This window comes from Bradyrhizobium sp. BRP23 (assembly GCF_020194135.1).
Lineage (GTDB): Bacteria > Pseudomonadota > Alphaproteobacteria > Rhizobiales > Xanthobacteraceae > Bradyrhizobium > Bradyrhizobium yuanmingense.
Genome location: NZ_JADYVW010000003.1, coordinates 509,236 through 529,067, shown reverse-complemented (window position 1 = coordinate 529,067; position 19,832 = coordinate 509,236). Strand labels below are relative to the sequence as shown.

20 protein-coding genes and 2 pseudogenes are annotated in these 19,832 nt (G+C 64.5%); 15 read left to right on the top strand and 7 right to left on the bottom strand.

Annotation, left to right across the window (positions count from 1 at the left end):
* Positions 1–251: 251 nt before the first annotated feature.
* From I6F24_RS10660 to I6F24_RS10640, 5 genes and pseudogenes are all read left to right on the top strand, one after another.
* Positions 252–546: pseudogene (locus I6F24_RS10660) on the top strand (hypothetical protein).
* Positions 547–672: 126 nt separating this feature from the next.
* A pseudogene (locus I6F24_RS10655) lies at positions 673–900 on the top strand (PKHD-type hydroxylase); the annotation flags it as partial.
* Positions 897–1,829 (top strand): tonB-system energizer ExbB, encoded by a 933-nt coding sequence (exbB, locus tag I6F24_RS10650; RefSeq protein WP_074447866.1) that lies wholly within the window; start codon positions 897–899, stop codon positions 1,827–1,829. The pseudogene I6F24_RS10655 and the gene exbB, both read left to right, overlap by 4 nt.
* A 3-nt stretch (positions 1,830–1,832) precedes the next feature.
* Positions 1,833–2,288 carry a TonB system transport protein ExbD gene (gene exbD / locus I6F24_RS10645; protein ID WP_036001202.1) on the top strand — a complete coding sequence of 152 codons (456 nt, stop codon included), beginning with the start codon at positions 1,833–1,835 and terminating at the stop codon, positions 2,286–2,288.
* Positions 2,289–2,300: 12 nt separating this feature from the next.
* Entirely contained in the window at positions 2,301–3,125 is an 825-nt protein-coding gene (locus I6F24_RS10640; RefSeq protein ID WP_036001198.1) for a TonB family protein, read from the top strand.
* Here I6F24_RS10640 and I6F24_RS10635 read toward each other — a convergent pair.
* The 7 genes from I6F24_RS10635 to I6F24_RS10605 all read right to left on the bottom strand — a co-directional run bounded on the left by I6F24_RS10635 (position 3,113) and on the right by I6F24_RS10605 (position 9,512).
* A complete protein-coding gene (locus I6F24_RS10635; RefSeq protein WP_036022445.1) occupies positions 3,113–3,535 on the bottom strand; it encodes a hypothetical protein in 423 nt (140 codons plus the stop codon). The genes I6F24_RS10640 and I6F24_RS10635 overlap by 13 nt on opposite strands.
* 63 nt (positions 3,536–3,598) lie before the next feature.
* Positions 3,599–4,279, bottom strand: a complete 681-nt coding sequence (locus I6F24_RS10630; RefSeq protein ID WP_036022448.1) for a site-2 protease family protein — start codon at positions 4,277–4,279, stop codon at positions 3,599–3,601.
* 147 nt (positions 4,280–4,426) lie between these two features.
* Positions 4,427–4,819, bottom strand: a complete 393-nt coding sequence (locus I6F24_RS10625; RefSeq protein WP_036022450.1) for a GFA family protein — start codon at positions 4,817–4,819, stop codon at positions 4,427–4,429.
* 7 nt (positions 4,820–4,826) lie between these two features.
* Positions 4,827–5,573, bottom strand: coding sequence for an SDR family NAD(P)-dependent oxidoreductase (locus I6F24_RS10620; RefSeq protein ID WP_036022452.1), 747 nt, complete (start codon positions 5,571–5,573; stop codon positions 4,827–4,829).
* An 18-nt stretch (positions 5,574–5,591) separates the two neighbouring features.
* Positions 5,592–6,323: an SDR family oxidoreductase gene (locus tag I6F24_RS10615; RefSeq protein ID WP_036001186.1), complete on the bottom strand. Its 732-nt coding sequence runs from the start codon at positions 6,321–6,323 to the stop codon at positions 5,592–5,594.
* Positions 6,324–6,459: 136 nt separating this feature from the next.
* On the bottom strand, positions 6,460–8,289 hold the full coding sequence (locus I6F24_RS10610) for an IlvD/Edd family dehydratase (protein WP_036001184.1): 1,830 nt from the start codon (positions 8,287–8,289) through the stop codon (positions 6,460–6,462).
* Between the two features lie 122 nt (positions 8,290–8,411).
* Positions 8,412–9,512: a LacI family DNA-binding transcriptional regulator gene (locus I6F24_RS10605; protein WP_036022457.1), complete on the bottom strand. Its 1,101-nt coding sequence runs from the start codon at positions 9,510–9,512 to the stop codon at positions 8,412–8,414.
* A 201-nt stretch (positions 9,513–9,713) separates the two neighbouring features.
* Between I6F24_RS10605 and ugpC the strand changes: the two genes are divergently transcribed.
* The 10 genes from ugpC (at position 9,714) to I6F24_RS10555 (ending at position 19,730) form a co-directional block, all read left to right on the top strand.
* Complete coding sequence (gene ugpC, locus I6F24_RS10600) at positions 9,714–10,781, top strand: sn-glycerol-3-phosphate ABC transporter ATP-binding protein UgpC (RefSeq protein ID WP_036001178.1); 1,068 nt, start codon at positions 9,714–9,716, stop codon at positions 10,779–10,781.
* A 52-nt stretch (positions 10,782–10,833) separates the two neighbouring features.
* Positions 10,834–12,153, top strand: coding sequence for an ABC transporter substrate-binding protein (locus I6F24_RS10595; protein ID WP_036022467.1), 1,320 nt, complete (start codon positions 10,834–10,836; stop codon positions 12,151–12,153).
* Between the two features lie 65 nt (positions 12,154–12,218).
* Positions 12,219–13,172, top strand: coding sequence for a sugar ABC transporter permease (locus I6F24_RS10590; RefSeq protein ID WP_085972022.1), 954 nt, complete (start codon positions 12,219–12,221; stop codon positions 13,170–13,172).
* Positions 13,165–14,100, top strand: coding sequence for a carbohydrate ABC transporter permease (locus I6F24_RS10585; RefSeq protein WP_036022472.1), 936 nt, complete (start codon positions 13,165–13,167; stop codon positions 14,098–14,100). Before I6F24_RS10590 ends, I6F24_RS10585 begins: the two co-directional genes overlap by 8 nt.
* Before the next feature lie 87 nt (positions 14,101–14,187).
* The gene (gene denD, locus I6F24_RS10580) at positions 14,188–15,174 is read left to right on the top strand and encodes a D-erythronate dehydrogenase (RefSeq protein ID WP_225149462.1); all 987 of its coding nucleotides are present in this window, start codon (positions 14,188–14,190) and stop codon (positions 15,172–15,174) included.
* Between the two features lie 24 nt (positions 15,175–15,198).
* Positions 15,199–16,173 (top strand): sugar kinase, encoded by a 975-nt coding sequence (locus tag I6F24_RS10575; RefSeq protein WP_225149735.1) that lies wholly within the window; start codon positions 15,199–15,201, stop codon positions 16,171–16,173.
* A 25-nt stretch (positions 16,174–16,198) separates the two neighbouring features.
* Positions 16,199–16,849: a bifunctional 4-hydroxy-2-oxoglutarate aldolase/2-dehydro-3-deoxy-phosphogluconate aldolase gene (gene eda, locus I6F24_RS10570; protein WP_225132879.1), complete on the top strand. Its 651-nt coding sequence runs from the start codon at positions 16,199–16,201 to the stop codon at positions 16,847–16,849.
* A gap of 59 nt (positions 16,850–16,908) precedes the next feature.
* Positions 16,909–18,078, top strand: a complete 1,170-nt coding sequence (locus I6F24_RS10565) for an acetyl-CoA acetyltransferase (protein WP_027571779.1) — start codon at positions 16,909–16,911, stop codon at positions 18,076–18,078.
* Between the two features lie 121 nt (positions 18,079–18,199).
* Positions 18,200–18,406, top strand: a complete 207-nt coding sequence (locus I6F24_RS10560; RefSeq protein ID WP_036001140.1) for a hypothetical protein — start codon at positions 18,200–18,202, stop codon at positions 18,404–18,406.
* A 124-nt stretch (positions 18,407–18,530) separates the two neighbouring features.
* Positions 18,531–19,730 carry a CoA transferase gene (locus tag I6F24_RS10555; RefSeq protein WP_225149463.1) on the top strand — a complete coding sequence of 400 codons (1,200 nt, stop codon included), beginning with the start codon at positions 18,531–18,533 and terminating at the stop codon, positions 19,728–19,730.
* Positions 19,731–19,832 lie beyond the last annotated feature (102 nt).

Genomic DNA, 19,832 nt, shown 5'->3' with positions numbered 1-19,832 from the left:
CAATTGGAAAGCTTTGCACCGTGTAGGCAGCTCGTTGGCGCGGCGACGTGCAATGCCGCGTTTTCCCGCCGCGATCGGCCGGCGTGCAAGTCTTGCGCAGCACGCGGAGCAGTGTGCTCGGGACCGATCGGCCCCGCGCCGCGCTGCCTTTCGGATCTGCCGCAAGAACGGTTCTAAGTCGCCTCGTAGCCGTTTCGGTTACCATGGATTTCGGCATCGTCCATTTCGGCGCCGCAGCGACGGAGCAAAGCATGGACGAGCTGAACGGCAAGCTGATCGCGTGCCAGATGCTGATCGAGGGATTGATCGCGTGTCACCAACGAGCAGCGCGATCCCTTGTGCTTCCTCACCGACTTTCGCGACGAGATCAAAGCCGTTGTCAACGGCGCCAACATCGCCGGCATGGACAGCACCGATCGCGTGCGCGCCGTTGCGAAGACCGTCGACGAGTTGCTGTGGCTGATGAAACCCAGAGCGGCGATCGAGTGGCCAGCAATCGATTTGCGTTTAGGACGCATCCTTCGCTCAGAGAGCGGGGCAGTTTAGAATCGTTTTGATCTTGATCTATTCAAGGGTTCTCGCGAACGGCACGCATTGACCCGCAATTGTGTGGCCGATACCAACAGGCGACATTCGTTCGACGCGTGTGAACGACAGGAATTGGAGGGCCTTGTGCTCTATCCTCCAGCACCTCTCGTCGCCCCCGTGACCAGGGGGACGCGGGTTGCGTCTTTCTTCTGGCTTCAGAGCATGATACGGGACGATCAAGCCCGGAGCATGATCTATGGCCTCGACACCGCGATACAGGCGCTGGTGGAACGGCTCGGGCGTGACGATCCCGAAACGGTCAAATTGACGGGTATCTATCACAATCTCATTCGCTACTGGGCCGAAGTATGAAGACCATCTCCTTTCAAGCAAGCCTTGCCGCAGCCTTGATGCTGGCGTCTGCCTGGCTCGCATCCCCCGTTTCCGCCCAGACGCAGAGCCCGCCGGCACCGGCCCCATCGACGGCTCAGCCGTCCGCTGCCGGGACCGTCCCCCCGGCAGCTGCGCCTGCGGCCTCGACGGCTCCCGCCGTCGTGGGCGCCGCCCCGGTGGCCGCCAATCCCGCGAGTGCGAAGCCCGAGGCGGCGGCCATGAAGGAGTTGTCGCCCTGGGTGATGTTCATGTCGGCGGACGTCATCGTGAAGGCGGTGATGATCGGGCTCGCCTTCGCTTCGCTGATGACCTGGACCGTCTTCATCGCCAAGTCGATCGAGCTGTCGGTCGCCTCCGGCAAGCTGCGTTCGGCGTTGAAGAAGATTGCGGAGGCGCGCTCGCTTGCCGAAGCGCAGATGGCGCTCGGCACCAAGGAGGGCATCCTGCCGTCGTTCCTTGCGGCGGCGTTGCGCGAAGCGCGGATGTCGGCTGGCCTGTCCAGCGATGCCGGCATCAAGGAACGCGCCGCCTCGAGCTTTTCCGAGATCGTGCGCGCGGAGCAACGGCGCATCCGGATCGGCATGGGCGTGCTCGCGACCATCGGCTCGACCTCGCCCTTCGTCGGCCTGTTCGGCACGGTCTGGGGCATCATGAACAGCTTCATCGGCATCTCGAAGTCGCAGACCACGAACCTCGCCGTGGTCGCGCCCGGCATCGCCGAGGCGCTGCTCGCCACCGCGATCGGCCTCGTCGCCGCCATTCCCGCCGTCATCATCTACAACCACTTCTCGCGCGTGACGAAAGGCTATCTCGAGCTCGTCAGCCGCGCCTCGGGCGCGGCTGGGCGACTGCTGTCGCGTGATCTCGACCGCAGCCACGGCAGCGTGCATTCGCGCGCGGCGGAGTAGACCATGGCCGTTTCGCTCGCTGACAATGATGACGACGACGATTTCTCGGAAACGCATGACATCAACGTCACGCCGTTCATCGACGTCATCCTGGTGCTGCTGATCATCTTCATGGTCGCCGCGCCGCTGTCCACGGTCGACCTGCCGATCGATCTGCCGACGTCGAGTGCGACGCCGCAGAAGAAGCCGGACAAGCCGACCTATCTCAGCATCAAGCCCGATCTGACGCTCGCGATCGGGGAGAACGCCGTTCACCGGGCCGAGTTGATCGGAACCCTCGACGGCCTTTCCGAGATGAGCAAGGACAAGTACGTTTTCCTGCGCGCTGATCGCTCGGTGCCCTATGGCGAGTTGATGGGCGTGATGGAGCTCTTGCGCTCGGGCGGCTATACGCGGGTGAAGCTGGTCGCGCTGGAAGGCGCACCGGGGGCGCCTGTGGCAGGCGCCGCCCAGCCTTAAGAAGACGGAACGATGGCGGACGAACCGAGACCATCCCGGAAGCTCTGGATCCTGGCGGCGGCGGCCGCGCTCGCCCTGCATCTCGGCGGTGCTGCGCTCGCGCTGGCGCATTTGCACGGCGACGACGACGGCGATGGTCTCGGCGCAGCCGGAGCCGAGTTCGCCGTCGAGATGGCTTCGCCGGAGGCTCAGGAATCCGATTTGCCGACCGGACCAAACGACTCCGCGGCACAAGAGGAGCGCCCGGAGCTTCCAGAGCAGAAGGCCGAACTGAAGGAGACGGAACTTCCTCAAGATCGACCGCAAGAGGCCGAGGATCCCGATCGCATTGTCAGCGAAAAGGTTGCGAAGAAGGAGCAGGACGACGATCCGAAGGCGGCTGCCGTTGAAACGCCCGCCATGGAGGCTGCCCCAAAGCAGGTTGATATGGCCCGGCAAACGTTCGAGGACGCAACGCGCGAGGCCGAAAAGGCCCTGGCGCCGGTGGTTGGGCTCGGCAAGGACATCCTGAAGATCACGGTGGACTGGAACAAGAAAATCAGTGCGCGTATCAAGCAGCACCAGATCAATCCGGAAGGCAGAGAGAACGCCAATCAGAAGGTCACGGTGAGTTTCGCGCTCAACCGAAAGGGAAATGTGGTCTCGGTCGACGTGATCGCGTCGTCCGGCGACGCCGCCTACGATGCAGCTGCGATCTCGATGGTTCGCAAGGCGGATCCTTTCGAGCCGCCTCCGGTTCAACTGACCGAGGAGCGTTTCGAGCGCACCCTCGAGATCAGCTTCGCCCCTGAGAAATCGAAGAAGACCGCCAACAAGAAGTCGGCTCAACGCCAGTAGAGCCGGATCCCGACATAGACCACCACCAGGCAGGCGAAGATCAGCGCCACGGGCAGGGGCCGTTTCTGGACTCCGCTGGCCGCGCCTGTCCCGAAGAAACCAGCGCTTTTCGGCTTCGGCGCCGGGCGCCGGAAAGCGGTAACATTATCCGCTGCCGGCTCGGCCTCGCGCGGACGGACGTCGGGCGGCTTTCCAGCGCCACCCATCTCGACGTAATAGGCCTTGTAGATCGCACCGATGGTGGCCTCGGTGGCTTCGCCTTCGCTCATCTGCGCCAGCAGGTTCCTGTAGCTGCTCAGGAACTCCTGGGCCTCCGGAGGCAGCGCGGACGCCCCGTTGAGCTTAGCCATCATCTTCCAGGTGGCGAAATCAGCGCGGGCGCGGGTGTCGGCGCGTCGCGCGATCAGCATATCGGCAGCTTTGACCAAGTCGGCCTCTGGCCTTTCGGCTCGTGTTCGGGTGTTCCGGTTCAACTACGCATTGCCGGTCAGGAAGAGAACAGCCTGAATCACATAACCGGTCAACGTCCGCAGTATTGCTGAAATAACATCAAGATTTAGACCTAACTGCGAGCCCGCCAGCGGCAGCAGGATCAAGAGCCCGATCAGGATCAACATACCGAACGGCTCGAGCCGGGCGAGCGGCAAGGCCAGGGGGCGCGGCAGCAGCCCGACCGCGACGCGGCCGCCGTCCAGCGGCGGGATCGGCATCATGTTGAAGACGGCCAGGATGGCGTTGATGATGAGGGCATTCTTGAGGTTGTCGGCAACCCATTTCGCCGCGCTCGCGGGCACCAGCGGCAGGGCATGGAAGGCGAGGGCGGTGGCGAGCGCCAGCAGGATGTTGGTGGCGGGTCCGGCCAGCGCTACCCAGACCATGTCGAGCCTGGGATTGTTCAGCTTGCGGAAGTTTACCGGCACCGGCTTGGCGTAGCCGAACAGGAACGGCGAATGCGCGAACAGCAGCATCGCCGGCAGGATGACGGTGCCGAACGGGTCGATATGCCTGATAGGATTGAAGCTGACGCGGCCGAGCTGCGCGGCCGTGTTGTCCCCGAGCCGGTCCGCGACGAAGGCATGCGCGGCCTCATGGAAGGTGATGGCGAGCACGAGGGGAAGCACCCACACCGACAGGTCGTACAAGGAAATGTTCACAGCTCATCCATTTCGGTTAGCTAGCGGCCTTGCAACCGTCCTGACCAAACCGGCGCAGCAACGCTTCGGCTCAACATAGGGTGGCCGGTTCCGAATTGCCACGCTGCAGATGGATGCTTCGGCCGGCCGCCGTGCAGTCGCGCAAAGTCACGCCGGGATCGTCCCGGGATATTGCACCAAGCCGTCGTCGAGCTTCACCCAGGCGAGCTTTTCCGACACCCAGATGTGCTCGGTCGGCGCAAAGGCGTTACGATCATCGAAGGTGGCGAGCGCAACGCCCGCTAGCGTGCCGTTGCGGCGCCAGGCGAAAAGCCGCGTGCCGCAGCGCTTGCAGAACACGCGATCGATATTCTCCGAGGAGGCGTAGCGTGCAGTCTCGCCCTCGACGCTGAGCGCGCGCTGGTCGAACTGGGCGCGGGCGAAGTAGGGCGAGCCCATCGCCTTCTGGCAGATGCGGCAATGGCAGATGCGGACGTTGAGCGGCTCGCCCTCCGCCTTAAAACGCACCGCGCCGCACAGGCAACCACCTTCCCGGATCATGATGTCCTCAATAGGTCGCGCGCCCGCCCGAGATGTCGAACACCGCACCGGTCGAGAAGGCGCAATCCTGGGATGCGAGCCAGCTCACCATCGCGGCGAGCTCTTCCACCAGCACGAAGCGCCCCTTCGGGATCTTCGACAGCATGAAGTCGATATGCTGCTGCGTCATCTGGTCGAAGATCGCCGTCTTCGCCGCCGCCGGTGTCACCGCGTTGACGAGGATGTCATGGGCGGCGAGCTCCTTGCCGAGCGACTTCGTCAGCGCGATCAGGCCGGCCTTGGACGCCGAATAATGCGCGGCGTTCGGGTTGCCTTCCTTGCCGGCGATCGAGGCGATGTTCACGATCCGCCCGTATTTCTGCTTGAGCATTTCGGGCACGATCGCCTTGGAGACGATGAAGGGGCCGTCGAGGTTGATGCGCAGCACCTTGCGCCATTCCTCCAGGTCGGTCTCCCAGACCGGCTTGTTGACGCCGGCGATGCCGGCGTTGTTGACGAGAATGTCGATCTTGCCGAAGGCCTTGAGCGTCGCATCGCGTGCCTGCTCGACGGCCGCCGTGTCGGTGACGTCGACCTTGAAGACTTTCGTTTCGCCGCCGATCTCCTTTGCCGTCTTCTCGGCCAGCGCGGCGTCAAAGTCCCAGATCGCGACCTTGGCGCCGGAGGCGACGAAGCGCTCGGTGATGGCGCGGCCAAAGCCCTGCGCGCCGCCGGTGACGATAGCGATGCGGCCGTTGAGATCGATCTTGTTCATGCCGGAGGCCTTCCTGCGTCAGAGCATGTAGCCGCCGTCGACGACGAGATCGACGCCGGTGGTGAAGGCGCTCTCGTCGCTGCCGAGATAGACCGCCATCGCGGCGATCTCCTCGGCGGTGCCGAGCCGGCCCATCTTCTGGCGCGAGATGAACATCTCCTTGCCCTGCGGGCCCTGGGCTGCCGCGCGGTCGAGCATCGAAGGCGTCTCGACGGTGCCGGGACAGATCGAGTTGCAGCGGATGCCCTTGGTGATGAAGTCGAGCGCGACCGCGCGCGACAGCAGCGACACCGCCGCCTTCGACGAGCTGTAGACGTAGCGGTTCGCCGGCGGCCGCAAGGCTGCGCAGGACGAGATGTTGACGATGCTGCCGCCGCCGCCGGCGATCATGTCGGGCAGGAAAGCCTTGATGGTCCGGTGCATCGACTTGACGTTGAGGTCGAACGAGAAGTCGAAGTCCTCTTCCGAACATTCCAGGATGGTGCCGTGATGCACGAAGCCGGCGGCGTTGAGCAGGATGTCGATCTTGCCGACGCGCTTGGCGAAGGCGTTGACGTCGGCGGTGTTGCGGACGTCGAGCTTTGCGACCTCGGCGATGCCTTCCTTCGTCAGGCTCGCGATGCCGGCTTCGTTGATGTCGGTGGCGATGACGGTTGCGCCTTCACGCGCGAACGCGATGGCGCAAGCGCGCCCAATGCCTGCCGCGGCAGCCGTGACGACGGCGCGCTTTCCCTTGAGGCGGTCTGCCATGTTGTTTCTCCTGCGAATTTTCCTTCGTCATTCCGGGGCGCGCCTCTTGGCGCGAACCCGGAATCCATCGCGCCACAGCGCCGGTGGATGAATGGATTCCGGGCTCGCGACTGCGTCGCGCCCCGGAATGACCGTGTCAGTGATTGTCCCGCGCCACACCGAACGTACCGGCGACGTTCTGGTAGCGCGTGGCGAGCTCCATGCAGGCGCCGGTCGATTGCTGGCCGACGGTGTTGCGATAGATCTCCTGCCACGGCGTCTGGTTCGGCGGATGCTTGAAGCCGCCGCTGGCCTTGAGCTCGGCATGGCGCTTCTTCAGCTCCTCGTCCGAGATCAGGATGTTGGCGCTGCCCTTGTTGAGGTCGATGCGCACCTTGTCGCCGGTCTTTAGGACGGCAAGACCGCCATTGGCGGCAGCTTCCGGCGAGGCGTTCAGGATCGAGGGCGAGCCCGAGGTGCCGGACTGGCGACCGTCGCCGATGCAGGGCAGGGACAGGATGCCGCGTTTGATCAGCGCCGCCGGCGGCTGCATGTTCACAACCTCGGCGCCACCGGGGTAGCCGATCGGGCCGGTGCCGCGGATGAACAGCACGCAGCGCTCGTCGATGTCGAGCGAAGGATCGTCGATCCGCTCGTGATAATCCTCCGGCCCCTCGAACACGATGGCGCGGCCCTCGAAGGCATTGAGGTCCTTCGGGTTGCTGAGGTAGCGGTCGCGGAATTCCTTGGAGATCACGCTTGTCTTCATGATCGCGGAATCGAACAGATTGCCCTTCAGCACCAGGAAGCCGGCGTCCTTCACCAGCGGCTTGTCGTAAGCCCAGATCACGTCGTTGTCGGGAGCGGGCGCGTTCTTGCAGTTCTCGCCGATGCCGCGGCCGTTGACCGTGACCGCGTCCTCATGGATGCGCTTGTGCTTCATCAACTCGCGCACCACGGCGGGCACGCCGCCGGCGCGGTGAAATTCCTCGCCGAGATAGAAGCCGGCCGGCTGCATGTTGACCAGGAGCGGCACGTCGTGGCCGAACTTCTGCCAGTCCTCGATCGACAGCTCGACGCCGATATGGCGGGCGAGGGCGTTGATGTGGATCGGCGCGTTGGTCGAGCCGCCGATCGCCGAATTGATCACGATGCAGTTCTCGAACGCCTTGCGGGTCAGGATATCGGAAGGCTTCAAATCCTCCCAGACCATCTCGACGATGCGTTTTCCGGTCTCGTAAGCGATCTGGCCGCGCTCGCGATAGGGCGCCGGGATCGCCGCGCAGCCCGGCAGCGAGAAGCCGAGCGCTTCGGCAAGCCCGTTCATGGTCGAGGCCGTCCCCATGGTGTTGCAATGGCCGACCGAGGGCGCCGAGGAGGCCACGATCTCCATGAACTCTTCATAGTCGATCTCGCCGGCCGCGAGCCGCTCGCGCGATTTCCAGACGATGGTGCCGGAGCCGGTGCGCTCGCCATTGTGCCAGCCGTTCAGCATCGGGCCGCCCGACAGCACGATCGCGGGCAGGTTCACCGTCGCCGCCGCCATCATGCAGGCCGGCGTGGTCTTGTCGCAGCCGGTGGTCAGCACCACGCCGTCGAGCGGATAGCCGTAGAGAATTTCGACGAGGCCGAGATAAGCGAGGTTACGGTCGAGCGCCGCGGTCGGTCGCTTGCCGGTCTCCTGAATGGGATGGGTCGGGAATTCCATCGCGATGCCGCCGGCCTCGCGGATGCCTTCGCGGACGCGGTGCGCGAGCTCGAGATGATGGCGGTTGCAGGGGGACAGATCGTTGCCGGTCTGGGCGATGCCGATGATCGGCTTGCCGGATTGCAGCTCGGCGCGGGTGAGGCCGTAATTCAGGTAACGCTCCATGTAGAGCGCGGTCATGCCCGGGTTGTGCGGGTTGTTGAACCATTCCTGCGAGCGAAGATGGCGGCGGGTACCGTTGCTGCCGGCGGCATGCCCGTTGGTTGGTTTCTTTGTCATTGGTTTCTCCTGCAATGCAAACGCGACTACCGTCCGTCTCATGGTGCGGCATGTGCGGTGCCCAACGGCGCGCGCGATGATCTGCCTTCCCGCTGGCGGGTCGTTTCCTCACGATTCCGATACTAGTCGTGGCTGCTTGGTAACGCTATCATTTTGTTCGCCGCGCCCGCGGCTGATACGGCTGGCCTGCTGTCCGAACGTCGCGCCGACGAGCTTTGCCGCTCGATCACCTTGAAGCCGAGATCGAGCACCGGCTGCTCCGGGCGGCGGCCCTCGATCGCGTCGATCAGCATGGTGGCGGCCGTCTTGCCCATCTCATAGCGGTTGGTGCGGACGCTGGTGAGGGTGGGGACGGCGGCGGCCATGAATTCGAGATCGTTGAAGCCGACGATCGCGATCTGCCCGGGGACTGCGATCTCCCGGCGCCGGCATTCGAACAGCACGCCGAGCGCGAGGTCGTCGTTGGCGCAGAACACCGCATCGATGTCCGGCTCGCGCGCCAGCAGATCGGTGAACAGGGCGCCGCCGAGCGTCACCGAGGTCGGCGTCGCCGTCGTGACCACCAGGCGCTGGTCGAACGATCCGGCGTCCTTCATGGCCGAGACATATCCGTCCAGCCGCCGCTGCACCCTGGGATCCATCCTCGCGCCGACGAAGCCGACCTTGCGGTGACCTTGCTCGAACAGATGCGCGATCGCCGCGCGGGCCGCATCATAGTGCGAAAAGCCGATCATCATGTCGACCGGGTCCGGGCCGATCTCCATGATCTGCACGATCGGACAGTCCGCGGCCTGAAGCATCGCGCGGGACTCCGCGGTCTGGTCGATCCCGGTGACGATCAGCCCGGCCGGCTTCTGCGCCAGAAACAGACGCAGCAACTTCTCTTCCTGGAGAATGCTGTAGCGCGTGTTTGACAACTGGATCGAGTAGCGGCTGCCTTCGGAGGCGTCATAGATGCCGCGCAGCACGTCCGAGAACACGTTATTGGTGAGCGATGGGATCAGGACACCGATGACCTCGGTGCGTTGCGAGGCGAGGGCGCGCGCGGCAAGGTTGGGCACATAGCCGAGCTCCTTGGCGGCGCTCTCGACCCGCGTCCGCTTCGCGACCGACAGGGCCTCCGGATTGCGGAAAAAGCGCGACGCGGTAATCGGGCTGACGCCGGCGAGCTCGGCCACTTCGGCCAGCCGGATTTTGCCTGACTTGGTGCGTTTTCGACCCATTTGCTGCTCTTAACACAGTCAGTCCCGCAAACAAAGGAACGTTGACAGCGCTACCAGCAACGACTAACCAAAGACAAATTGCCAAAACCGCACAAACTACCGACAATGTTGCCCGCTAATATCGGGCCTGGTTCGGTAAAGTCCGAAAAACAAGACGGTCGCGGCGCGAGAGGCGCCGTGGACTTTCGAGGAGGGAGCTAGATGTCGTCTGTGCAAATCCGCGACGTGCGGAAATCGTTCGGCAATTTTGAAGTCCTGCACGGCGTGACGATTCCGATCGAGGACGGCCAGTTCGTCGTCCTGGTCGGCCCCTCCGGCTGCGGCAAGTCGACGCTTCTGCGCATGCTCGCCGGCCTCGAGAACATCACTTCCGGGACGATCTCGATCGGCGACCGCGTCGTCAACAATGTCCAGCCCAAGGAGCGGGACATTGCGATGGTCTTCCAGAACTACGCGCTCTATCCGCACATGACGGTCGCCGACAACATGGGCTTCTCGCTCAAGCTGCGGAATGCCAGCTCGGACGAGATCAACAAGCGCGTCAAGCGCGCCGCCGAGATCCTCGCGCTGTCGCCGCTGCTCGACCGCTATCCGCGACAGCTCTCCGGCGGTCAGCGCCAGCGCGTCGCCATGGGCCGCGCCATCGTGCGCGATCCGCAGGTGTTCCTGTTCGACGAGCCGTTGTCGAACCTGGACGCCAAGCTGCGCGTGGCCATGCGCACCGAGATCAAGGAGCTGCACCAGCGGCTGAAGACGACGACCGTCTACGTCACCCACGACCAGATCGAGGCCATGACCATGGCCGACAAGATCGTTGTCATGCATGACGGCATCGTCGAGCAGATGGGCACCCCGCTCGAGCTCTACGACAAGCCCGACAACCAGTTCGTCGCCGGCTTCATCGGCTCGCCTGCCATGAACTTCCTCAAAGGCCATGTGCGCGTCAACGGCGTTGCGAGCTTCGAAGGACCGAACGGCGTCAAGCTCCCGCTCAAGACCGCGCCCGCCAATTCCGACGGCCGTCCTGCGGTCTATGGCGTGCGGCCGGAGCACTTCACCATCGCCGATGACGGCGCCGAGGCCGAGATCATCGTCGTCGAGCCGACCGGCTCGGAGACGCAGGTGTTTGCCAAGCTCGGCGGCGAGCAGGTCGTCGCGGTCTTCCGCGAGCGTCACCAGTTCAATCCGGGCGACAAGGTGCGGCTGAAGCCCGAGCCATCGCTGGTCCATCTGTTCGACGATGCGACGGGCAAACGCATGAACGCCTAACGCATCAGACGACAAGGCATAAGACGACAAAAAGCATCACAGGGAGGACAACATGCAAGACTTTACCCGCCGGTCTCTGCTTCAAGGCGGCACCGCTTTGGCTGCGACCGGCATGCTGACGGGGCCGGCACTGTTCGACTTCGCCAAGGCCTGGGCGCAGAGCGCGCCCTGGAAGGCCGAGCCCGGCGCCAAGCTGACGGTGATGCGCTGGAAGCGCTTCGTGCCGGCGGAGGACGATGCGTTCAACGCGATGGTGGCGGCGTTCAAGGCCGCGACCGGCACCGAGATGAACACCTTCAGCGAGTCCTTCGAGGACGTGCAGCCGAAGGCCTCGGTTGCGGCCAACACCGGCTCCGGCCTCGATCTCGCCTGGGGTCTGCACACCCTGCCGCAGCTTTTCCCGACCAAAGTGCTGAAGATGAATGATGTCGCCGATTATCTCGGCAACAAATACGGCGGCTGGACCGATGCGGCGGCCAAGACCTGCAAGCTCGGCAACGACTGGCTCGGCATTCCCGTCGCGACCAACGGCGGTTACATGACCTACCGCAAGTCGGCGCTCGACAAGGCTGGCTTCAAGGAATTCCCGAAGGACTTCCCCGGCTTCCTCGAGATGTGCAAGGCGCTCAAGGCCAACAACACGCCGGCCGGCTTCGCGCTCGGTCACGCCTCGGGCGACGGCAATTCCTGGCTGCACTGGGTGCTGTGGGGCCACGGTGCCTACACGGTCGACCAGAACGACAAGATCGTCATCAATTCGCCGGAGACGGCGAAGGCGCTGGAATATTGCAAGGCGCTGTACGACAACTTCATTCCGGGCACGGCGTCCTGGAACGATTCCTCCAACAACAAGGCGTATCTCGCCGGCGAGCTCTATTGCACGGCGAACGGCATCTCGATCTACGTCGCCGCCAAGACCGATCCCAGCAAGAAGGAGCTCACCGAGGACACCTATCACGCGCTCTGGCCGGTCGGTCCGGTCGGCAAGCCGACCGAGCTGCAGCTGGCGCTGCCGATCCTCGCCTTCAACTTCACCAAATATCCGAATGCGGCAAAGGCCTTCGTCGCCTTCATGCTGGAGAAGGAGAACTACGAGAAGTGGCTGGCCGGCGCGCAGGGCTATCTGACGCAGACCCTGAACGCCTATGAATCGGCGCCGATCTGGACGGCCGATCCCAAGAACGCCGTGTTCTCGCAGGCCTCCAAGCGCACGCTGCCGGCGTCGGGCATCGGCACCGTCGGCGAGAAGGCGGCAACCGCGATCGCCGACTTCATCGTCGTCGACATGTTCGCCAATTACTGCACCGGCGCCAAGGATGCGAAGGGCGCGATGGCGGAAGCCGAGCGCCAGCTGAAGCGCATCTATCGCTGAACAGTCACGGGGCGGGCGCCTCTTGGGTCGCCCGCTCGTCAACATTTCGATCAGGGATATCGGGCATGGCTGATGTCGCAATTCCCCGGGCCAAGCCTCAGATGACCGAGGCTGGCGCCTGGGCCCAGCTTAAACACAATCGCAATTGGCTCGGCTTCTGGTTCATGGTGCCGGCCATGGTGTTCCTGATCTTCTTCCTGGCCTATCCGCTGGGGCTGGGCATCTGGCTGTCCTTCACGGACACGCGCATCGGCAGGGTCGGACAGTTCATCGCCTTCGAGAACTACGAATGGCTGTGGGACGATTCCATCTTCTGGCTGTCGGTGTTCAACACGCTGCTCTACACCTTCGTCGCCAGCGCCTTCAAATTCGGCATCGGCCTTTACCTCGCGCTGCTGCTCAACGAGCACATGCCGTTCAAGGCGATGCTGCGCGCGATGGTGCTCATCCCCTTCATCGTTCCGACGGTGCTCTCCGCGCTCGCCTTCTGGTGGATCTTCGACTCGCAATTCTCGATCATCTCCTGGTCGCTGAAGCAGCTCGGCCTGATCAACCAGAACATCAACTTCCTCGGCGACACGACCTGGGCACGCATTTGCGTGATCTTCGCCAATATCTGGCGCGGCGTGCCGTTCGTCGCGATCACGCTGCTCGCAGGCCTCCAGACCGTCTCGCCGTCGCTCTATGAAGCCGCGACGCTCGACGGCGCCACGCGCTGGCAGAATTTCCGCTACATCACCTATCCGCTCTTGACGCCGATCATCGCCGTCGTGATGACCTTCTCGGTCCTGTTCACCTTCACCGACTTCCAGCTGATCTGGGCGATGACGCGTGGCGGCCCGGTCAACGCCACTCATCTGATGGCGACCCTGTCCTATCAGCGTGCGATCATCGCCGGGCAGCTCGGCGAGGGCGCCGCGATCTCCAGTGCGATGATCCCGTTCCTGCTCGCCGCCATCATGGTGTCCTGGTTCGGCCTGCAGCGTCGCAAGTGGCAGCAGGGAGAAAACAATGACTGATCTCCCCACCTCGCGGATCGATCTCAAGGCCGTCCTGCATAGCTCGGCTCCGACAGTCGCGAAGGATGATCACAGCGAGGGCATGAGCTATCTGCAGTCGGTGCCGCGCAGGCTGGTGACGCTGTACCTGCCGCTCGCCATCATCGTCGTCGTCCTGCTGTTCCCGTTCTACTGGATGGCGCTGACCTCGGTGAAGCCCGACGAGCAGCTGCTCGACCTCGACAAGTACAATCCGTTCTGGACCTGGAATCCGACCTTCAAGCACTTCCACAAGCTGCTGTTCGAGAGCTACTATCCGTACTGGCTCTGGAACACGATGTACGTGGCGATCTGCGCGACGGTGCTCTCGATCATCGCCTCGGTGTTCGCCGCCTACGCCATCGTGCGCTTGCGTTACAAGGGCGCCAATCTCGTCGGCGGGCTGATCTTCCTCGCCTATCTGGTGCCGCCGTCGATCCTGTTCATTCCGCTCGCCACGGTCGTGTATCAGTACGGCCTGTTCGATTCGCCGCTGGCGCTGATCCTGACCTATCCGACCATCCTGATCCCGTTCTCGACCTGGCTGTTGATGGGCTATTTCAAGACCATCCCCTTCGAGCTCGAGGAATGCGCGCTGATCGACGGGGCGAGCCGCTGGCAGATCCTGATCAAGATCGTCGTGCCGCTGGCCATTCCCGGCCTGATCTCGGCCTTCATCTTCTGCTTCACGCTGTGCTGGAACGAGTTCATCTACGCCCTGACCTTCCTGCAATCGACCAGCAACAAGACGGTGCCGGTCGCGATCGTGAACGAGTTCGTGGACGGTGACATCTACCGCTGGGGCTCGCTGATGGCGGGCGCGCTGGCCGGCTCGCTGCCGCTCGTGATCCTTTACGCCTTCTTCGTGGAGCATTATGTGTCGGCGATGACCGGCGCCGTGAAGGAATGATCGCGGGGCTTGCCGAGGGCGCGCCAATGGTTTCAAGAGCGGCGCGCTCCGGCCAATAAGTCCGGCCAATAAGAAGGAGTTGAGCTCTTGCACATTCTGGTTCTCGGCGCCGCCGGCATGGTCGGCCGCAAGCTCTGTGAACGGCTGCTGCGCGACGGCCGGCTCGGCAAGAGCGATATCACCAAGCTGACCATGCATGACGTGGTCGAGCCGAAGAAGCCGGAGCAGGCCGGTTTTGCCGTCGAGACCGTCTCGGGCGATTTCGCCGTCCCGGGCGCGGCTGAGAAACTGATCGCAGGTCGCCCCGACGTGATCTTCCATCTCGCCGCGATCGTCTCCGGCGAGGCCGAGCTCGACTTCGACAAGGGCTATCGCATCAATCTCGACGGCACGCGGATGCTGCTCGATGCGATCCGCCTTGCGGGCGGCGGCTACAAGCCGCGCGTGGTGTTCACGTCCTCGATCGCAGTGTTCGGCGCGCCGTTTCCCGATGCGATCGGCGACGAGTTCTTCCATACCCCGCTGCTCAGCTACGGCACGCAGAAGGCGATGGGCGAACTCCTGCTCGCCGACTATTCCCGTCGCGGCTTCCTCGACGGCATCGGAATCCGCCTGCCGACCATCTGCATCCGGCCCGGCCTGCCCAACAAGGCGGCATCGGGCTTCTTCTCCAACATTCTGCGCGAACCGCTCGCCGGCAAGGAAGCGATCCTTCCGGTCTCCGAGGACGTCCGCCACTGGCACGCGACGCCTCGCTCGGCCGTCGGCTTCCTGCTTCACGCCGGCACCATGGATCTCGCCACTGTCGGCCCGCGCCGCAACCTGACCATGCCGGGCCTGTCGGCCACGGTCGGCGAGCAGATCGCCGCCTTGAAGCGGGTTGCGGGCGAGAAGGTCGCCGCGCGCATCAAGCGCGAGCCCGATCCCTTCATCGTCGGCATCGTCGGCGGCTGGCCGCGCAATTTCGATGCCAGGCGGTCGCGCGAACTCGGCTTCACCACCGCCGAGAAGACGTTCGACGATATCATCCGCATTCACATCGAAGACGAGCTCGGCGGCAATTTCGTCGCCTGAGCTCGGACTGAGCGGGCCCTGATGATGGCGAGCGTTGCTTGCATCGGCGAATGCATGGTCGAGCTGCGGCAGGCCCAGGGCGGCGCGTCCGCCGGGCAGGGGCAGGGCGGTGGCCTGTACTCACGCGGCTTCGGCGGCGACACCCTCAACACGGCGGTGTATCTGGCGCGGCTGGACGTCAAGGTCGATTATCTCACCGCGCTCGGCGATGACGCCCTGAGCGACGAGATGGTCGCTGCCTGGAATGCGGAAGGCGTCGGCACGCGGCGTGTCGTGCGGCTCGCGGGCAAGCTGCCCGGCCTCTACATGATCCAGACGGATGCGGAGGGCGAGCGCCAGTTCTTCCATTGGCGCGACAGTGCGGCCGCGCGCCAGCTGATGAGCCTGCCGGAGACGGACGAGCTGCTCAACTCGCTGATGAGCTACGACGTCGTCTATCTCTCTGCGATCACGCTCTCGATCTACGACGCGGCCGGGCGCGAGCGCCTGTTCGGCGCCATCAAGCGCGCGCGCCTGCTCGGCACTCGCTTCGTGTTCGACACCAATTTCCGCGCGCGCGGCTGGCCGGACCGCGATATCGCGCGGGAGGTGTTTGCGACCGCCTTCGCGGCCGCCGACATCGTGCTGACCTCGACCGAGGATCTGCTCGCGCTCCATCCCGGCGAAAGTCACGACCAGCTGATGGCGCGCATCCCAACCCCGGAACTGGTGTTCCGTCTGCCCGAGCCGGTGAGCCTGTTGCGCTACCCCGGCGGCGCCAGCGAGGTCCGCGCCGAGCCCATCACCAAGCCCGTCATCGATACCACCGCCGCCGGCGACAGCTTCGCCGCGGCCTATATCGCGGCCCGACTTGCCGGCGCCGAGCCGGCCGAGGCGGCCCTATCAGGACATCGGCTCGCCAGCCTCGTGATCTGCTATCCCGGCGCCATCATTCCGGGCTATGCCATGCCGCCGAAGAAGCGGCACCGGCCGGCGGCGTCCCGCCAGGCCAACAATTAGACAGCGACCAAATGAATCGAGACCCATGACCACGGCTGCCCAACAGAACCACCTCGTCGCGCTGTTCAAGGCTGCGACCGTCATTCCCGTCCTCACCATCGAGCGCATCCAGGATGCGGTGCCGCTGGCGCGTGCGCTGGTTGCCGGCGGGGTCCGCACGCTGGAGGTGACCTTGCGCACCCCCGTTGCGATCGAGGCGGCGCGCGCGATGATGACCGAGGTCCCCGAGGCGGTCGTCGGCATCGGGACCATTCTCAACCCGTCCGACTTCAGCCGCGTCGAGAAGCTCGGCGTCGCGTTCGGCATCAGCCCGGGCCTGACCCCCGATCTGCTCAAGGCCGCGACCGACAGCTCATTGCCGTTCGCGCCGGGGATTGCCACGGCCTCGGAACTGATGATGGCGCTGTCCTACGGTTTCGACGTCGCAAAGTTCTTCCCGGCGGAGCAGGCCGGCGGCATCAAGGGCCTGCGCGCCCTCGGCGGGCCGTTCCCGAACGTGCGGTTCTGCCCGACCGGCGGGGTGGGCGAGGCCAATGCCGCGACCTGGCTGACCGAACCCAATGTCGTTGCGGTCGGCGGGTCCTGGCTGTGCCCGACGGCGGAAATCCGGGCCGGGAACTGGGCCGGCATAACTGCCATCTGCGAGCGGACCCTCAAGGCGCTGAAAGCCGCGTGAAGTCTTGCCATCCCTGGGCTAAGACTTAGCTCAGGACAAGACCTCAGGGAGAGACGAACATGACCGCCAGCATCGTCGGATGGGCGCATACGCCGTTCGGCAAGTTCGACACCGAAACCGTCGAAAGCCTCGTCACCCGCGTCGCCAATGAGGCGCTGGCGGATGCCGGCATCTCGGCCGGTGATGTCGACGAGATCGTGCTCGGCCATTTCAACGCCGGCTTCTCGCCGCAGGATTTCACGGCGTCGCTGGTACTGCAGGCCGATCCCAAGCTGCGCTTCAAGCCGGCGACCCGTGTCGAGAACGCCTGCGCCACGGGATCTGCCGCCGTGCATCAGGGCCTGCGCGCGATTGCCGCAGGGGCGGCCAAGATTGTGCTGGTCGTCGGCGTCGAGCAGATGACGCGCACGCCGAGCGCCGAGATCGGCAAGAACCTGCTCAAGGCTTCCTACCTCCCTGAGGACGGCGACACGGTCGGCGGTTTCGCCGGCGTGTTCGGCAAGATCGCCAGCTCCTACTTCCAGAAATACGGCGACCAGTCCGATGCGCTGGCGCTGATCGCGGCCAAGAACCACAAGAACGGCGTCGCCAATCCCTTCGCCCAGATGCGCAAGGACTTCGGCTTCGACTTCTGCCGCGCCGAGAGCGAGAAGAACCCCTATGTCGCCGGCCCGCTGAAGCGGACGGACTGCTCGCTGGTCTCCGACGGCGCCGCTGCGCTGGTGCTGGCCGATGCCGAGACGGCCAAGGGCATGACCAAGTCGATCGGCTTCCGCGCCACTGCGCACGCCCAGGACTTCCTGCCGATGAGTAAGCGCGACATCCTGCAGTTCGAGGGCTGCACGGTCGCCTGGCAGCGGGCGCTGGAGAAGGCCGGTGTCACGCTGTCCGATCTCTCCTTCGTCGAAACCCATGACTGCTTCACCGTCGCCGAGCTGATCGAGTACGAAGCGATGGGTCTGACGCCGAAGGGGCAGGGCGCCCGCGCCATCAAAGAAGGCTGGACGCTCAAGGACGGCAAGCTGCCGGTCAATCCGTCCGGCGGCCTCAAGGCCAAGGGCCATCCGATCGGCGCCACCGGCGTCTCCATGCATGTGATGACCGCGATGCAGCTCGCGGGCCAGGCGCCCGAGGGCATGCAGCTCAAGAACGCCAAGCTCGGCGGCATCTTCAACATGGGTGGCGCGGCCGTCGCCAACTACGTCTCCGTCCTGGAGCCGCTGAAGTAGTTTGATCCTGTAGGGTGGGCAAAGGCGCCATACGCCATGCCCGCCTTATTTCTTTGCGTTAGATCATGGTGGGCTCGCGCGGCCCCCTTAATGCTCTGATTGATTTTGCGGGAAATGCATCATGAGCACTAACTACGAAGATTCACTGTCGATGGACGCACTCAACGATCGTATCGCGATCCTCGAAGACAATATCCGCCAGCTCATCGAGCAGGCCGCTGCCGCCTCCGGCGAGCAGAACGAGTCGCGCATCGCCGACCGGATCAATCAGCAGAATGACGAACTCGACCGGCTCCTGAAGATCCGGGAATCCCGTCAGAAGAAATAGCGGCCGACGTCGCCCCGCGGCGCATGCCGCCATACGCCGCCCGCCCTTGCGCGAGCGGCGGCACTGCCGTTAGCTGGACCGAAATCGCGTGGGCAGTTGGGCTCGGCGCAATCGGGAGCGAACGATGGGGCCGCTGAAAGGCATCAAGGTCGTCGACATGACCACCGTGCTGATGGGCCCTTATGCGACCCAAATGCTCGGCGATTACGGTGCCGACGTCGTCAAGGTGGAATCGCTGGACGGCGACGTCACCCGCCTGATCGGCCCGATGCGTCACGCCGGCATGGGGCCGGTATTTCTCAACACCAACCGCAGCAAGCGCTCGATCTGTCTCGATCTGAAGAAGGCTGCGGGGCGCGAAGCCGTGCTGCGGCTTTTGAAGGACGCCGACGTCCTGGTCTACAACGTCCGCCCGCAGGCGATGGCGCGGCTTCAGCTCGGCTACGACGTCGTCTCCGCCATCAACCCGCGCCTGGTCTATGCCGGCGTGTTCGGCTTCGGCCAGGACGGGCCCTATGCCGCAAAACCCGCTTACGACGACCTGATCCAGGGCGCCACGGCGCTGCCGGCGCTGATGGCGCAGACCGGCGACGGCGTGCCGCGCTACGTGCCGAACGCGCTCGTCGACCGTATCGTCGGCCTCACCGCGGTCGGCGCGATCTGCGCCAGCCTCGTGCACCGCGACCGCACCGGCCGCGGCCAGCGTCTGGACATTCCGATGTTCGAGACCATGGCCGGCTTCGTCATGGGCGACCACATGGGCGGGCTCACGTTCGAGCCGCCGCTCGACAAGGGCGGCTATGCCCGCCATCTCTCGCGCGACCGCAGGCCCTACAAGACCTCGGACGGCTATCTCAGCGTCATCGTCTACAACGACAAGCAGTGGGAGAACTTCTTCAAGGCCACGGGGCGCGACGACCTGCGCGCCGATCCCACATTTGCAACCTTCGCCGGCCGGGCCGCCAATATCAATGTGGTGTATGCCGAGCTCGCCCGCATCTTCGAGACGCGGACCACGGCGGAATGGATCGACCTGCTGACGAAAGCCGACGTGCCTGTCATGCCGATGCACGATCTCGCCTCGATCCTGCACGATGAGCATCTGGAGGCGACCGGCTTTTTCCCGGTGGTGACCCATCCGACCGAAGGTCCGATCCGCAGCATGAAGGTGACGGCGACCTGGTCCGAGACCGAAGCCGAGCCGGTACGCCTGGCGCCGCGGCTCAACGAGCACGGCGCGGAGATCTTGCGCGAGATCGGCTATTCCGCTGACGAGATCGCAGCCATGGTGCGCGACGGCGTCACGCGCGTGGCGCCGGAGTAGGGAGAGTGGAGATGACCACGCTTCTCTCATCCGTCATTCCGGGGCGCGCCCACTTGGGCGCGAGCCCGGAATCCATTCATCCTCCGCACATGCCGTTCGATG